The sequence below is a fragment of the Diplocloster modestus genome (assembly GCF_019042245.1).
In the GTDB taxonomy this organism is placed as follows: Bacteria; Bacillota; Clostridia; order Lachnospirales; family Lachnospiraceae; genus Diplocloster; species Diplocloster modestus.
In genome coordinates this window covers 1-14,716 of record NZ_JAHQCX010000004.1, presented here as the reverse complement: position 1 = coordinate 14,716, position 14,716 = coordinate 1, and the positions used below count along the sequence as shown (strand labels likewise).

13 protein-coding genes and 2 pseudogenes are annotated in these 14,716 nt (G+C 47.9%); 13 read left to right on the top strand and 2 right to left on the bottom strand.

What is annotated here, in order from left to right; all coding sequences use genetic code 11:
* Positions 1-116: 116 nt before the first annotated feature.
* The 4 genes from KTH90_RS07135 (at position 117) to mnmA (ending at position 3,494) form a co-directional block, all read left to right on the top strand.
* Positions 117-581, top strand: coding sequence for an RrF2 family transcriptional regulator (locus KTH90_RS07135; RefSeq protein WP_158349999.1), 465 nt, complete (start codon positions 117-119; stop codon positions 579-581).
* Between the two features lie 14 nt (positions 582-595).
* Positions 596-1,774, top strand: coding sequence for a cysteine desulfurase NifS (gene nifS / locus KTH90_RS07130; protein ID WP_158349998.1), 1,179 nt, complete (start codon positions 596-598; stop codon positions 1,772-1,774).
* 165 nt (positions 1,775-1,939) lie between these two features.
* The gene (gene nifU / locus KTH90_RS07125) at positions 1,940-2,377 is read left to right on the top strand and encodes a Fe-S cluster assembly scaffold protein NifU (RefSeq protein WP_158349997.1); all 438 of its coding nucleotides are present in this window, start codon (positions 1,940-1,942) and stop codon (positions 2,375-2,377) included.
* A gap of 16 nt (positions 2,378-2,393) precedes the next feature.
* Positions 2,394-3,494 carry a tRNA 2-thiouridine(34) synthase MnmA gene (gene mnmA, locus KTH90_RS07120; RefSeq protein WP_158349996.1) on the top strand — a complete coding sequence of 367 codons (1,101 nt, stop codon included), beginning with the start codon at positions 2,394-2,396 and terminating at the stop codon, positions 3,492-3,494.
* A gap of 168 nt (positions 3,495-3,662) precedes the next feature.
* Here the strand turns inward: mnmA and KTH90_RS25570 are convergent.
* Together KTH90_RS25570 and KTH90_RS25285 are read right to left on the bottom strand one after the other, a co-directional pair.
* Positions 3,663-4,234, bottom strand: a pseudogene (locus KTH90_RS25570) (transposase); the annotation flags it as partial.
* A 322-nt stretch (positions 4,235-4,556) separates the two neighbouring features.
* Positions 4,557-4,826 (bottom strand): annotated as a pseudogene (locus KTH90_RS25285) (IS110 family transposase); the annotation flags it as partial.
* Between the two features lie 453 nt (positions 4,827-5,279).
* Here KTH90_RS25285 and KTH90_RS07110 point away from each other — a divergent pair.
* The 9 genes from KTH90_RS07110 (at position 5,280) to KTH90_RS07070 (ending at position 14,491) form a co-directional block, all read left to right on the top strand.
* The gene (locus tag KTH90_RS07110) at positions 5,280-7,028 is read left to right on the top strand and encodes a phospholipid carrier-dependent glycosyltransferase (RefSeq protein WP_158349995.1); all 1,749 of its coding nucleotides are present in this window, start codon (positions 5,280-5,282) and stop codon (positions 7,026-7,028) included.
* Positions 7,029-7,126: 98 nt separating this feature from the next.
* Positions 7,127-7,819, top strand: a complete 693-nt coding sequence (gene sfsA, locus KTH90_RS07105) for a DNA/RNA nuclease SfsA (RefSeq protein ID WP_158349994.1) — start codon at positions 7,127-7,129, stop codon at positions 7,817-7,819.
* Between the two features lie 87 nt (positions 7,820-7,906).
* On the top strand, positions 7,907-8,977 hold the full coding sequence (gene mutY, locus KTH90_RS07100) for an A/G-specific adenine glycosylase (RefSeq protein ID WP_158349993.1): 1,071 nt from the start codon (positions 7,907-7,909) through the stop codon (positions 8,975-8,977).
* A gap of 22 nt (positions 8,978-8,999) precedes the next feature.
* The gene (locus KTH90_RS07095) at positions 9,000-10,604 is read left to right on the top strand and encodes an amidohydrolase (RefSeq protein ID WP_158349992.1); all 1,605 of its coding nucleotides are present in this window, start codon (positions 9,000-9,002) and stop codon (positions 10,602-10,604) included.
* Positions 10,605-10,775: 171 nt separating this feature from the next.
* Positions 10,776-11,792, top strand: a complete 1,017-nt coding sequence (locus KTH90_RS07090; protein ID WP_158349991.1) for a glycosyltransferase family 2 protein — start codon at positions 10,776-10,778, stop codon at positions 11,790-11,792.
* Between the two features lie 88 nt (positions 11,793-11,880).
* A complete protein-coding gene (locus tag KTH90_RS07085; protein ID WP_158349990.1) occupies positions 11,881-12,720 on the top strand; it encodes a DegV family protein in 840 nt (279 codons plus the stop codon).
* A 384-nt stretch (positions 12,721-13,104) separates the two neighbouring features.
* Positions 13,105-13,263, top strand: a complete 159-nt coding sequence (gene rd / locus KTH90_RS07080; RefSeq protein WP_158349989.1) for a rubredoxin — start codon at positions 13,105-13,107, stop codon at positions 13,261-13,263.
* Between the two features lie 118 nt (positions 13,264-13,381).
* A complete protein-coding gene (locus KTH90_RS07075; RefSeq protein ID WP_158349988.1) occupies positions 13,382-13,627 on the top strand; it encodes a hypothetical protein in 246 nt (81 codons plus the stop codon).
* Positions 13,628-13,720: 93 nt separating this feature from the next.
* Positions 13,721-14,491 carry a nitroreductase family protein gene (locus tag KTH90_RS07070; protein ID WP_158349987.1) on the top strand — a complete coding sequence of 257 codons (771 nt, stop codon included), beginning with the start codon at positions 13,721-13,723 and terminating at the stop codon, positions 14,489-14,491.
* Positions 14,492-14,716: the final 225 nt, after the last annotated feature.

Here is a 14,716-nt window from a genome sequence, read left to right as displayed (position 1 = left end):
TCTCCAAATTTGTAATCTATGTAAATATATTCTTTCAGACGTCTTGACAGAACATAGAAAGGGTGATATTCTTAGAACGAAATCCGAGTAATTTACTGGGAATTGAGGTGAAGCCTATGAAAATGTCCACAAAAGGACGATACGGATTAAGGGCAATGATAGACCTCGCAGTCCACAGCGAAGAGGAAGCGGTATCGATTGCAAGCATCGCCGCCAGACAGGATATATCGGAGAGCTATCTGGAACAGCTGATTGCGAAGCTAAAGAAAGCGGGAATCGTCACCAGCATCCGCGGAGCATCCGGAGGCTATATGCTGTCCAAACCAGCCGAGGAGATCTCAGTGGGAGATATCTTAAGAGCGCTGGAGGGAAGCTTAGACCCGGTGGAGTGTCCGGGGATCAGCGACGAAGGCGGCTGCAGCGGAGCGGGAGCCTGTGTAACCAAATATGTCTGGCAGAGAATCAATGACAGCGTCAATAAGACGGTGGATGAGATCTATTTAAGCCAGTTAATAGAAGAAAGTAAGACAAAGCAATGTGACAACCAACGGAAGGACTATCACAAAGGCTGTAAAAATTAAGGAGAGAAAGGGCCATGAAAAAATTAATTTATTTAGATAATGCTGCGACAACAAAGACTGCACCGGAAGTGATGGAGGCCATGCTTCCCTATTTTACGGAATATTACGGGAATCCATCCAGTGTGTATGAATTTGCAGGAATCAGTAAAAAAGCTCTGGACGAAAGCCGTGAAACCATTGCGAAAGCCCTGCATGCCAACGATAACGAGATCTACTTTACCGCCGGCGGCAGTGAAGCCGACAACTGGGCCTTAAAAGCCACAGCTGAAGCATATGCGAATAAAGGAAAACATATCATCACGACCAAGATTGAGCACCATGCCATCCTGCACACCGGGGAATATCTGGAAAAACAGGGATATGAGGTAACCTACCTGGATGTGGACGAATTCGGAGTCGTGAAACTGGATCAGTTAAAGAAAGCCATCCGGCCGGACACCATATTAATATCCGTGATGTTTGCCAACAATGAGATCGGAACCATACAGCCTATCAAAGAAATCGGTGAGATCGCCCGTGAACACGGAATTCTATTCCACACGGATGCGGTTCAGGCTTTCGGCCAGGTACCCATTGATGTGGATGAATACCACATCGATATGTTGAGCGCCAGCGGCCATAAATTAAACGGACCAAAAGGAATAGGCTTCCTGTATATCCGAAAAGGTATCAAGATCCGTTCCTTTGTCCACGGCGGAGCCCAGGAGCGCAAGCGCCGGGCCGGCACGGAAAATGTCCCCGGCATCGTGGGCCTTGGAAAAGCGGTGGAGCTGGCGGTAAGTACTATGGAAAACCGAACTGCGCGGGAAAAGGAGCTCAGGGATTATCTGATTGGCCGTGTATTAAAGGAAGTGCCCTATACGAGACTGAACGGACACCGGACCAGTCGCCTTCCCAACAATGCCAACTTCAGTTTCCAGTTCGTAGAAGGGGAATCCCTGTTAATCATGTTAGACATGGACGGCATCTGCGGCTCCAGCGGTTCGGCCTGTACCTCCGGCTCTCTGGACCCGTCCCATGTACTGCTGGCAATCGGACTGCCGCATGAGATCGCTCACGGCTCCCTGCGTCTCACCTTAAGCGCTGAGACCACGAAGGAGGACATCGATTTTGTTGTGGAATCCATTAAAAAGATTGTCACAAAGCTCAGAAGCATGTCGCCCCTGTATGAGGATTTTATTAAACAGAATTAAATCCCTGCAGAATTGAGGGGATAATATAACCAGAATAAACAGCGCTCGAAAAAGCTACGATTATTTTAAAGAGAATTACAGATTAATTTTGAAGAAGCCGGTAAAAATAAACGCCAGGTTCAGCAGGCGGCAGGCCGGGAAAACAAAGATCAGGAGGAAATAACTATGTACTCAGAAAAAGTGATGGATCACTTCCAAAACCCCAGAAATGTAGGGGAAATAGAAAATGCCAGCGGCGTCGGTACTGTTGGAAATGCCAAGTGCGGAGATATCATGAGAATGTACCTGGATATCGACAACGACGGAATCATTCAGGACTGTAAATTCAAAACCTTTGGATGCGGGGCAGCCGTAGCTACCAGCAGTATGGCCACAGAACTCGTCAAAGGCAAGACCGTCCAGGAAGCCCTGGAAATAACCAATAAAGCCGTTATGGAAGCCCTGGACGGACTTCCCCCGGTAAAAGTCCACTGTTCCCTTCTGGCGGAGGAAGCGATTCATGCCGCCCTGTGGGATTATGCGCAGAAGCATGATATCAAAATAGAGGGCCTGGAAAAACCCAAATCCGATATCAGTGAGGAAGAAGACGAAGAAGACTACTAAAGCCGGAGGAACCTCCATGGATAGAAAAAAAGTAGTGGTAGGAATGTCAGGAGGTGTAGACTCTTCGGTTGCCGCCTACTTATTAAAAGAGCAGGGATACGAAGTAATCGGTGTCACCATGCAGATCTGGCAGGAAGAAGACAGGAGCATCCAGGAAGAAAACGGAGGCTGCTGCGGCTTAAGCGCTGTGGATGATGCCAGAAGAGTGGCCCAAAGCCTCGGCATCCCCTACTATGTCATGAACTTCCGGTCCGAATTTCAGAAGCATGTCATCGATTATTTTACTGAAGAATATACGCGGGGCCGGACGCCAAATCCCTGCATCGCCTGTAACCGCTATGTCAAATGGGAATCCCTGTTAAAGCGGAGCTTAGACATCGGGGCGGACTACATCGCCACCGGGCATTACGCCCGTATCACCCAGCTGCCAAACGGTCGATACGCGATCTGCCATTCAGCCACCGCGGCCAAAGACCAGACCTACGCGCTCTACAACCTGACCCAGCAGCAGCTCGCACACACACTGATGCCGGTAGGCGGGTACACGAAGGAAGAAATCCGCCAAATCGCTCAGAAGATCGGGCTGCGGGTAGCAGCCAAACCGGACAGCCAGGAGATCTGCTTTGTACCGGACCAGGACTATGCCGGTTTCATCGAAGAATACACCGGTACAAAATTCCCCCCGGGCAACTTTGTAACACCAGACGGAGAGGTGATCGGCCGGCATGCCGGTATCATCCATTACACCGTGGGCCAGCGGAAAGGCCTGGGCATTGCCATGGGCCATCCCGTCTTTGTGACCGAGATCCGCCCTGAGACCAATGAAGTCGTAATCGGAGAAAGTGAGGATGTATTCTGCACCGTACTTACTGCAGACCACCTGAACTTCATGTCGATCCCCGGCATGGATACCGGGGAAGAACTGGAAGTTACCGGAAAGATCCGTTACAGCCACAAAGGTGCGCCCTGCCGCATCCAAAAAACGGATGACGACCGCATCCAGTGTACCTTTACAGAACCCCAGAGAGCCATTACCCCCGGACAAGCCGTAGTTTTCTACGATGGAGACTGTGTACTGGGCGGCGGAACGATCCTTAAAAGAGGTTCTGCAGACTGATCCCCAAGGTATGCACCCCCCAAAACCCAATCTGAGACCAGCAATATTCCTTATTTTAACTAAATCAAAAGAAGGTGCTGTAAAAAAACTCCCTAATCAAGAATCGCCAGAACCGGCATTTGCCGAGTCTGGCGATTCTTTAATTTATTATTCAATAGTTAGGGTGAGTGCCTGCATACTGCGATTCATTCTTAAAAGTGCTCCGTGTATGGATTCAAGGTTTGAAATTACCTCCTGATGAATAGAGGTTAATTCCTGATTCATTCGGATTGTCCTGTTATTGGATGCTTTAGGACAACAGTCACTTTTATACTGCATCCTTCACATGATTCGCTTTTATAGATTTCTTCCGTTCTTCCATATTTGTTTTTGTAAACATGTTGACTGCTTTTAAAGTGAAATTTTTTCCCGTTTGGACATATCAGTTTTCCGGATTCAGCTCTCTTAAAGTTTACTGCCCGATATGGGTTTTCGTTATACTTTTTATCTGTTGTTTCTTTTTTGAACATGGTGAATATGTCTGATGCATATGGTTTTACATCTACTACCGAAATGTACTCATCACAGACTGCGGTCTGGAGATTATACGCTGGAAGCAGTTGGTCGTTTCCCATGTAATCCCGTTTTATGCGCATAATCGTCGCATCGTGGTCCGTTTTGGAATAACTGTTTCTTTCCTCTCCAAAGACTTCTATATGGTGTGCATATGTTTTCAGATGTTCCAGATATCCCTGTAATTGATTAGATAAAAATTTGAACTAATCTTTTGTGGTAATAGATAATTTAATCCAGATTTAGCACATGTAGTCGATATAATAATCTGTGATATGAGTAATAAAATTTCAAGGGTCTGTAAAAAAACTCCCTTAAGAGAAAAATCGCCCAGACCGTGAGGTTCTTATGCGACTAAACCTGCTAACAAAAGTCAAGTACTTTCCGGCAGGTTTTAAAGTTATTTCGTCGATCTATTTTTTTGCATGCTAAAAAGGCTGGCATTGTGCTCCAGCCTGCACAAACTCATGTTTTCGTAATCTATTGATAAACAGCTGTTACTCTTGCATAATACTCCTCTGTAAATTCTTCAAGGCTCATAGACGTGATTAAATCAAAATGCCAAAATTTCTCCACAAAGTCGCTGAGTTTGTCCTTGCCATTCGCTTCATTTCAACTGTTAAACATCTTCTTGATTCCCGGCATCACATAATCCAGGATATGCGTTAGCTCCTGCAGTGCTTTGTCCTTCGCATATTTCTTCATTGCAAATGGGTTGACAACAGATACGAAATATCCCTTATCATGAAGGAATGTCAAAACTGGATAATGATAAATGCCTCTCTAACATACACTTTTATGGTACTAAATAGTACCCCGCCCTATCTCCAATGCCATCTAAAAACCACCACCGCCTAGCAATAAAAGGAACGAAACGGCTGCTGCGCTGCGGCGGGGGATGGGCTTTCGTTTTTGCCGGGAGACTGTGCCTGGGCTGGCCGGGGAGCGGGGACGGATTGGTCATGGGGAAAAAGACATGGCCGAATAGCGGAGGGAGACTCAAGTGAGAATGGAGGCCCCCGCGCCTCCATTCTCGCTGCTTTCAGAGGCTCCTGCAGCTGCCCATGAGGTTGTCTTATTCCCCATGACCAATCCGTCCCCGCTCCCCGGCCAGCCCAGGCACAGTCTCCCGGCAAAAACGAAAGCCCATCCCCCGCCGCAGCGCAGCAGCCGTTTCGTTCCCTCTTTATTCCCTCTTTATTCCCCCTTGCCACCCAGTGAAAATGTGGTACAATGGAACAGAATACCAACGAGAAAGTGGAGTTGATGATGTTGACATTTACGAAGAAAGACTGGATTTTTTGTATCGCTCTGACGCTTTTGTACGCCTGCATTGCCCTCACCAATGTCGGATCCAATAAAACGCCGGAGAACGGCTACACCCTGAAACAGGGCGGAGCGCCTGCGGTGATCGGATTTGAACAGGAAGAAGATATCGCGCAGATCTGGGTTTATTCCGGCATCTCGGAAGGAAATCTGAAGGTGACTTCCGAGGACGGACAGGAGCTTGATTACGAGCAGAAGTTTGGAAAGATGTACCGCTATGCGGATATTGGCGGGGATTTTCATACAAAACAACTGACATTTTCCTCAGAATCCGGCGATCTGGAAATCCTGGAGATCGTGTTCTGGGATGCGCAGGGGGAACAGATCAGGGGCTATCTGGCGGCCGGGGAACCGGAAGCGCAGAACCTTTTGGATGAATCCGGCCATGTGCCACAGCGTCCTACGTTTACGGACGGGATGTACTTTGACGAGCTTTACCATGCCAGAACGGGATATGAGTATATTCACGGGATGGAACCCTATGAGACTGTGCATCCGCCGCTGGGGAAGGTGCTGATATCCTTTGGAATCCGTATGTTCGGCATGAATCCGTTTGGATGGCGGATTATGGGAGTGATGTTTGGAATTTTTATGGTACCGGTTATGTATGTATTCGGTAAACGGCTGTTTAAGAAATCCGAATACGCGCTGCTGGCTTCATTTTTATTTACCTTTGACTTTATGCACTATACACAGTCCAGGATCGCTACCCTGGATGTGTTCGCGGTATTTTTTATACTGCTGATGTTCTATTTTATGTATGAATATTATACGATGGATTTTTACCGGGACGGCTTGAAGAAGACGCTGCGGCCGCTGGCGCTTTCGGGAGTGTTTTTTGCGATCGGGGTGGCGGTAAAATGGATCGGAATCTATGCGGGTGCCGGTCTGGCGGTGATGTTCTTCACTTCGCTGGTACAGCGGTATCTGAAATACCGGCGTCTTAAGATCGCCGGGGATGAGACCGCGCAGGAAATGGGGCGGATCTTTAAAAAGAATGCCTGGATTTTGATCGGATGGTGTGTCATTTTCTTTATCGCTCTGCCCATCGGGGTTTATCTGCTGGCTTATATTCCGTATTTCAATATCGGGTATGACTTGAAGGGGATCTGGGACTGCCAGGTGACCATGTACAGCTATCACTCCACATTGGAGGCGACGCACCCGTACCAGTCTCTGGCCATCGAGTGGCCTTATATTCTGCGTCCGGTCTGGTATTTTATGGGGACTTTCGAGCCGGAAGGCTCGGTGGCTACGATCTCTGTCATGGGTAATCCCGCGGTCTGGTGGATCTGCTCCACCGGTTCAATTGCGCTGATCGTGGCTTTATGCCTGCGTAAAATAAAAGGAAATCCAGCGATTTTTATGTCGCTGGTGGGTATAGCTGCCAATTTTGTGCCGTGGCTGTTGATCCGGCGCTGTATCTTTATCTATCATTTCTTCGCCACAGTGCCGTTTATCCTGCTGGCGACGGTCTGCCTGCTGTTTGAGTTGGAGAAAAAGCATCCGAAACTGGCCTGGGTTAAATGGGCCTGGATGGGTCTGGCCCTTGCGCTGTTTATTCTGTTCTTCCCTGTGATATCCGGGGTGGAATGTTCCACAGCCTATTCCGATGCGCTGGAGTGGCTGCCCGGCTGGACGTTCCGGGGAGTCTAAGGTGGAACGAGTTTGAGGTGGAGCGAGTCTGAGGCGGAACAAAAAAAGTAGGTTTGTCGATATCTATCTGTACGGATAAACGCGCGCATGGAGGAAAGATGAAATATGAAAGAATGGAGCCGGCCAGATTCCTGGAACGGCCGAACCGGTTTGTAGCCTATGTGCAGACCCATGCGGGCCGGGAGATCTGTCATGTGAAGAATACGGGGCGCTGTGCCGAACTGTTGATTCCAGGGGCAGATATTCTGGTGCAGAGGTCGGATAATATAAAGCGTAAGACTGCGTTGGACCTGATCGGGGTCTATAAGGGAGAGCGGCTGATCAATATGGATTCTCAGGCGCCCAATCAGGTGGCAGAAGAGTGGATCCGGGAAGGCGGACTGTTTCCCGGCGCGTCCTTTGTACGAAGAGAAATGAAATATCGCAGCTCCCGATTTGATTTATATATAGAAGAAATGGGAAGAAAAATCTTCCTGGAGGTAAAAGGGGTGACACTGGAACGGGGCGGGATCGCCATGTTCCCGGATGCGCCCACAGAACGCGGTATCAAACATCTGAATGAACTCTGCGGCTGCATCCGGGAGGGATACGAGGCTTATGTGCTTTTCGTGATACAGATGAAGGGAGTAGCCTGTTTTATTCCGAACATGGCGACAGCGCCGGAGTTCGGACAAGCGCTGGTGAGAGCCCAAAAGGCCGGAGTACGGCTGATGGCCCGGGACTGTGTGGTTACTGTGGATACGCTGAAAATCCGGGATGAGGTGGAAATACAGCTGCCACCGGATTTGTGAGCGGGTATGGGGGTGTTCAGGCTAGCACAGCGGGACACCCTCATCCTTGATGATTGCTCTTTTTTGTGTCTATAGAATGGAGATGCTATGGAATTAACGAATATTGTAAAGCCGCTGCTTACCTGGTATGACGGCAATGCCAGGGTTCTGCCCTGGCGGGAAGATGCAACCCCCTACCGGGTATGGGTTTCTGAGATTATGCTGCAGCAGACCCGTGTGGAGGCGGTCAAACCATATTTTGAACGGTTTACCAGGGAGCTTCCGGATGTGCAGGCTCTGGCACAGGTGCCGGAGGACAGGCTGCTGAAACTATGGGAAGGGCTGGGATATTATAACCGGGTCCGAAATATGCAGAAGGCGGCGCAGAAGGTGGTAAATGAGTTCGCAGGCGGGCTTCCTGCGGACTATCAACAGCTGTTGGCCCTTCCGGGGATTGGTTCTTATACGGCAGGAGCGATCGCTTCTATTGCCTATCAAATCTGTGTTCCGGCTGTGGACGGCAATGTTCTTCGGGTAGTTTCCCGTTTGACAGCCAGCCGGGATGACATATTGAAACAGTCTGTAAAGAAGAGGATGGAACAACTGGTGGGGGATGTTATTCCGGCTGAACGGCCGGGAGCGTTTAATCAGGCGCTGATGGAGCTGGGGGCAATGGTGTGTGTGCCGAACGGCATGGCCAGATGTGACAGCTGTCCGCTCCGGGAACTCTGCGAGGCCAGAAAACAGGGAATTGTCATGGAACTTCCCCAAAAGACCCCGAAAAAAGCCAGAAAACTGGAAGACAGGACAGTATTGGTTGTCCGGGACGGGGAAAAGGTGGCCATACACAGAAGGCCCCTAAAAGGACTGCTGGCCGGTCTGTATGAATTCCCCAATGTGGAGGGCTTCTTGTCGGATGACGAGGTGCTGGCGTTTTTAAAAGGAAGAAAGTTGTCCCCGATCCGGATTCAGAAGTTAGAACCATCCAAACACATATTCAGCCATATCGAATGGCATATGATTGGTTATGTAGTCCGGGTGGAAGAGCTGGAGGATATGGATATCTCCGACTGGATTTTTATCGAACCCCAGGATACCCGAAGAGACTATCCGATACCGGCTGCCTTCGGAGCCTATACCAAATATATGAATATTAAATGGGGATTGGATAATAATTAGAAGAAAAAAGGAAGTGACATCTGTGAGCGATGCGATCTGTTTTAACGGAGATATTCTGACCATGGAGGGCGACGAACCCCGCTATGTGGAAGCTCTGTTCGTAAGAGATGGAAGGATTCTGGCCACCGGAACCAAAAGCGAGATGACAAAGCTTGTGGGCAAGGATACGAAGCTTTTGAATTTGCAGGGAAGGACTTTAATGCCTTCTTTTCTGGATCCGCACAGTCATATCACGGCCTACGCCGAGATATTGAGCCAGGCCAGGCTTGGCAGCGCGTCCAGTTTCGATGAGCTGGTCGGCTGCCTGAAGAAGTTCCTGGAAGAGAGGTCTTTGGCGCCCGGAGAATTCCTCATGGGTTTTGGATACGACCACAACAGCCTGGAAGAGGGGCGGCATCCGACCAGAGAAGTGCTGGACCGGGTCAGCGGGACCATACCGGTCATAGCGGTCCACGCATCCGGACACATGGCAGTGCTGAATACAGCAGCCCTCTTAACGCTAGGAATCGACGCTAAGACCCCGGAAGTGCCGGGCGGGCGTATCGGTCGGGAAGCGGACGGGGAGACGCCGGACGGCTATCTGGAGGAGAAAGCTTTTATGACATTTTCCTCAAAGATACCCAGGCCCTCTTCCGGATCCGCGGCAGACGCCCTTGAAAAAGCGCAGGATATATATGTAAGTTATGGAATTACCACGATTCAGGACGGTTTAACCGAGGAGGCTGCATTTACCCTATTAAAAGAGGCAGCCATGGCCGGCCGCTTAAAGACGGATATCGTCTGCTACGCGGATCTTTTAAAAGCACCGGAGCTGGTTCAAAAAGAACCGGAATATGACCGGCATTATAACCGGCATCTGAAGATCGGCGGATATAAGATCATTCTGGACGGATCTCCACAGGGACGGACCGCGTGGCTGTCCAAACCCTATGAGGAAGCGGAAGACGGATACAGCGGATATCCGGTCTATACCCAGGAACAGGTGGATACCTATGTGGAGCGGTCTGAGGGGGAAGGCCGCCAGCTTCTGGTTCACTGTAACGGGGATGCCGCGGCGGAACAGATGATCGGGGCCTATCCGAAGCCTACACAGCTGCGTCCGGTCATGATTCACGCGCAGACTGTTCGCAGGGATCAACTGGTGCGGATGAAAGAGCTTGGGATTATCCCATCCTTTTTTATCGCTCACGTCTACCACTGGGGTGAGATCCACAGGAAAAACCTGGGAGAGGACCGGGCAGACAGAATCAGCCCCGCAAAGGAAGCAGCGGATCTGAATATGACCTATACCTTTCACCAGGACACTCCGGTAATCGAGCCGGATATGCTGGAGACGGTCTGGTGTGCGGTCAATCGGAAAACCAGAAGCGGCCAGACGCTGGGAGCGGAATATGTGGTCACTCCGTATGAGGCTTTGCAGGCAGTAACCTGTCATGCGGCCCGGCAGTATTTTGAAGAAGACGAAAAGGGAACGCTGAGTCCGGGGAAACTGGCCGATATGATCGTATTGTCCGAAAATCCCCTTAAGGCGGAGCCAGATGCGATCCGCAGGATACGGGTCCTGGCGACATTAAAAGAAGGAGAACTTCTGTACGAGGCGCCAAAAGAGACAAAGCAGGACCTATAACAGGCATAACAAAAAGACATGTGAGAAGGTTCAGGCAGAAGTTAAAAATTCTTTAAACAATTATAAAAGTTCATTAATTTTTGGAAAAGTCCATTGGAATATCGGATAAAAGCCTTTATAATGCAGTTAGTATTGATCAAGTAAATGAATGCATAGGGGGACAAGGAAAAAATGAAATTATTATCGATAACAGTACCCTGCTATAACTCTGACGGATATATGACACGATGTATCGATTCCCTGTTAGTCGGTGGAGAGGAGATCGAAATACTGATCGTGGATGACGGGTCCACAGACCGGACCGCGCAGATCGCAGATGAATACCAGAGGCATTTCCCGGGTATCGTGAAAGCGATCCATCAGGAGAACGGGGGGCATGGTGAAGCAGTGAACAGCGGGCTTAAGAATGCCACCGGTCTGTATTTTAAGGTGGTGGACAGTGACGACTGGGTAAACGAAGCGGCTTATAAGAAAATATTAAGTGTTCTTCACCAGATGGCGGGAGGCAGAACGACACTGGATATGCTGATCAGTAATTTCGTCTATGAAAAACAGGGCGCGGTTCACAAGAAGGTCATGCGCTATAAGACGGCTTTTCCGGTGGACGAGCTGTTCGGCTGGAAGGACGTGATGCATCTTCACAGAGGCCAGTATATTCTGATGCACTCGGTTATCTACCGTACACAACTGTTGCGGGAATGTGGATTAGAGCTGCCGAAGCACACCTTTTATGTGGATAACATTTTTGTATACCAGCCGCTGCCCTATGTAAAGACGATGTATTATCTGGATGTGAATTTCTACCGCTATTTTATCGGCAGGGAAGACCAGTCTGTGAATGAGGAGGTCATGATCCGCAGGATCGACCAGCAGCTCTTAGTCAACCGGCTGATGATCGACGCCTATGACGTATTCCGGATTCCCAGCCGGAAACTCAGAAAATATATGATCAATTATCTGGAGATCATGATGACGGTATCTTCTATTATGCTGATTCGTTCCGGAACCGAAGAAAATCTGAATAAGAAAAATGATTTGTGGAAATATTTAAAACAGCAAAATCTCAGGTTGTACATCAAACTGAGATTCGGCCTTTTGGGAAGAGCCTGTAACCTTCCGGGAAAGGGTGGACGAAAGCTTTCGATCGCGGCTTATAAAATCACGCAGCATTTCTTTGGATTTAATTAAGTTTCCCCCTTTTCAAAAAGTGTCATCTATGTTACTATTATGTGGTATTAAAAACTACATATCATGGTAATTATTTTGGAGGAAATTTATGAGTTATAAAATTGTTGTCGACAGCTGCGGGGAATTACCTGAAAATTTAAAGAAAGATCCACATTTTGAGACGGTATCTCTGTCTATGGATGTGGATGAGTATCATATAGTAGATGACGAGACGTTTGATCAGGCCGATTTTTTAAAAAAAGTAGCGGCCAGCCCTAATTGTCCGAAGTCTTCCTGTCCATCTCCCAAGAGATATGTGGAGGCCTTTGAAGGAGAAGCGGAGCATGTCTACGCGGTAACCCTGTCCGCGGAACTATCCGGTTCTCACAATAGCGCGGAGCTGGCTAAGAAATTATATAAAGAAGAACACGACGATAAGAAAATATGGATATTTAATTCACGTTCGGCGTCCGTTGGAGAGACCCTGACTGCCATGAAGATACAGCAGTGTGAGGAGGCGGGAATGCCCTTTGAAAAGGTTGTAAAAACCGTGGAGGCTTATCTGAATTCCATGAATACCTTTTTTGTATTAGAGTCCCTGGAGACTCTCCGCAAAAACGGCCGGCTGACCGGTGTTAAGGCTCTGGTAGCAAGCGCGCTGAACATTAAGCCGGTCATGGGAGCTACAGATGAGGGAACGATCTATCAACTGGGCCAGGCCCGCGGAGTGCGCAAAGCCCTGATGAAGATGATAGAGCAAATCGGAGAAAAAACACCGGATATTAAGAACAGGGTACTGGGAATCGCCCACTGCAACTGTCCGGAACGGGCGCTGGAAGTGAAAAAGGAAATCATTGCCCGCTATATGCCTAAAGGCATCTTTGTGGTAGACACAGCCGGTATCAGCAGTATGTACGCAAATGACGGAGGTATCATTATCGCAGTCTAAACCGGTGATCCGTCCGACCATACGATATAATAATGTAAGAGCAGTTGTGATCACATAAACTTTTCTTAAAATGCAAATCGATAAGCCGCAGGAAATTATTTATTCAGGCGGCTTTTTTGATGCCCATCTCTTCAATTAATAAAAAAGAAAAATTTTGAAATTGGAACTAAATTGTTACTATTCACGGCCAATGTCAGTTAGTTAAGCTCATAGGGTATTCAATCTATGAGCTTAACTAACTGACATTGGCCGTGAATAGTAACACTAAATTTGATAAATAAATTAAAAATCTACGGAATAGACTTGACAATGTGGAGAAATATGGTACTATAATAACAGTAATAGTTACTGATATTAAACATTGAGAAAACAGGAGGATTTACGATGAAAAAATATGTTTGTGATCCATGCGGTTATGTTTATGATCCGGAAGCAGGAGATCCCGATAATGGAATTCAGCCCGGAACAGCTTTTGAAGATCTTCCGGATGACTGGGTCTGCCCGATCTGTGGTGTTGGCAAAGAACTCTTCTCTGAAGAATAAGGATGCAGGAGACAGCGATTTTACATGAGAATCTGGACAGATCCCCGCGAATAGTGTATACTGATACGAGATAAACAGCCAAAGCGGTTGGAACTTATGCACAAGGAGAGAAATACGAATGAGCCAGGAAAAAGTGGATCGCTATAAGAAAGAAAAGGCGAACAGACAGAAAATATTAAAAAAACAAAAAGTGGAACGGATAGTCTTAAAGGTGGTTGCCGTTGTCGTTTTGGTCGCGGCTCTGGGCTGGGTCGGTTTTTCCGTTTACGATATCGTTCAGAAAAAACCTGTGGAAACTGCCTATGTAGATTTGACTGCTGTGGATGACTATATGAATGGGCTCGATGCAGAAGGAGAAAATTAATAAGAATTTCTTTAAATTCTATTGCATTTTTGTCATAATGTTTGTGATTTTTGTAGTATAATAATTACAGAATTATGACGGTGGTGAAAGTGCATGACTCTGTATGAAAGTATATTTGAGCGGAGATCCGTCCGAAATTTCCGGATGGATCCATTGAATGAAAAGAGTATGAGCGGAATCAGCCGATATAAAGAAGAGCTGATTCCGCTTTTTGCGGAAATTGATACAAATATAGAGATCATTTCCAATCTAGACAAGCAGGCCGGCATCAAGGGTATGTTTACGGTAAAGGCTCCTTATTATCTGCTGTTTTATTCCGAAGAACAGGAAGGATATCTGCAGAACGCGGGCTATATGGCGCAGCAGATGGTATTATACCTGTTTTCCAGGGGAATCGGCAGCTGCTATCAGGGAATGGCCAGATTAGCAGAAGGTGAAGTTGACGAACAGGGCCGGATCCTGGCGCTGGTGATCGCCTTCGGTCAGGCCAAAGGTGAACTCCGCAGGAAACCTTCCGATGCCAAAAGACTGGATTTGCAGGATCTGTGTGTATTCAAAGAAGAACCCGGCCTCAGCGAAAAGGAGCTGCTGGAGGCTGCCCGTATGGCACCGTCCGCCATGAATGGACAGCCATGGAGATTCGTGGTGTATGGGAACCGAATCCATGTATTTATGAGGAAATCGGCTCGTTTGGCCTACAGAAGCAGGAAGTGGGAACGGGTGGACATGGGGATAGTTCTCGCACACCTGATGATCGCCATTGATGACCTTTGGATAGACGCTGTGATGAACCGGCTGGAGAATATCACTCATAAAACTGTGCCTAACAATGAGTATGTGATTAGTGTTTTATTGGGAAAATAGCCGAAAGATGCCAGCCCTCTCCCTGGCTGTGAATCAATGTCAGTTAGTTAAGGATAAACATATGGGATAATAGAATAAATATCCCACTTTGTTTGAGACGGGAAGCCATAGGAGTAAAGAAGGATGAACGGAGCAGAAAATTTAAGCATGACTAATAACGGATAGATGTCTTATCCGTTTAGAAATGTTATACTTATGGTGGTGGTTTCATCCGCTTTACTTAAA

Bases quoted from the DNA above. Each gene is read 5' to 3' on its own strand.
- KTH90_RS07135 (WP_158349999.1), top strand. From the start codon at position 117: ATGAAAATGTCCACAAAAGGACGATACGGATTAAGGGCAATGATAGAC.
- nifS (WP_158349998.1), top strand. From the start codon at position 596: ATGAAAAAATTAATTTATTTAGATAATGCTGCGACAACAAAGACTGCA.
- nifU (WP_158349997.1), top strand. From the start codon at position 1,940: ATGTACTCAGAAAAAGTGATGGATCACTTCCAAAACCCCAGAAATGTA.
- mnmA (WP_158349996.1), top strand. From the start codon at position 2,394: ATGGATAGAAAAAAAGTAGTGGTAGGAATGTCAGGAGGTGTAGACTCT.
- KTH90_RS07110 (WP_158349995.1), top strand. From the start codon at position 5,280: ATGGAACAGAATACCAACGAGAAAGTGGAGTTGATGATGTTGACATTT.
- sfsA (WP_158349994.1), top strand. From the start codon at position 7,127: ATGAAATATGAAAGAATGGAGCCGGCCAGATTCCTGGAACGGCCGAAC.
- mutY (WP_158349993.1), top strand. From the start codon at position 7,907: ATGGAATTAACGAATATTGTAAAGCCGCTGCTTACCTGGTATGACGGC.
- KTH90_RS07090 (WP_158349991.1), top strand. From the start codon at position 10,776: ATGAAATTATTATCGATAACAGTACCCTGCTATAACTCTGACGGATAT.
- KTH90_RS07085 (WP_158349990.1), top strand. From the start codon at position 11,881: ATGAGTTATAAAATTGTTGTCGACAGCTGCGGGGAATTACCTGAAAAT.
- rd (WP_158349989.1), top strand. From the start codon at position 13,105: ATGAAAAAATATGTTTGTGATCCATGCGGTTATGTTTATGATCCGGAA.
- KTH90_RS07075 (WP_158349988.1), top strand. From the start codon at position 13,382: ATGAGCCAGGAAAAAGTGGATCGCTATAAGAAAGAAAAGGCGAACAGA.
- KTH90_RS07070 (WP_158349987.1), top strand. From the start codon at position 13,721: ATGACTCTGTATGAAAGTATATTTGAGCGGAGATCCGTCCGAAATTTC.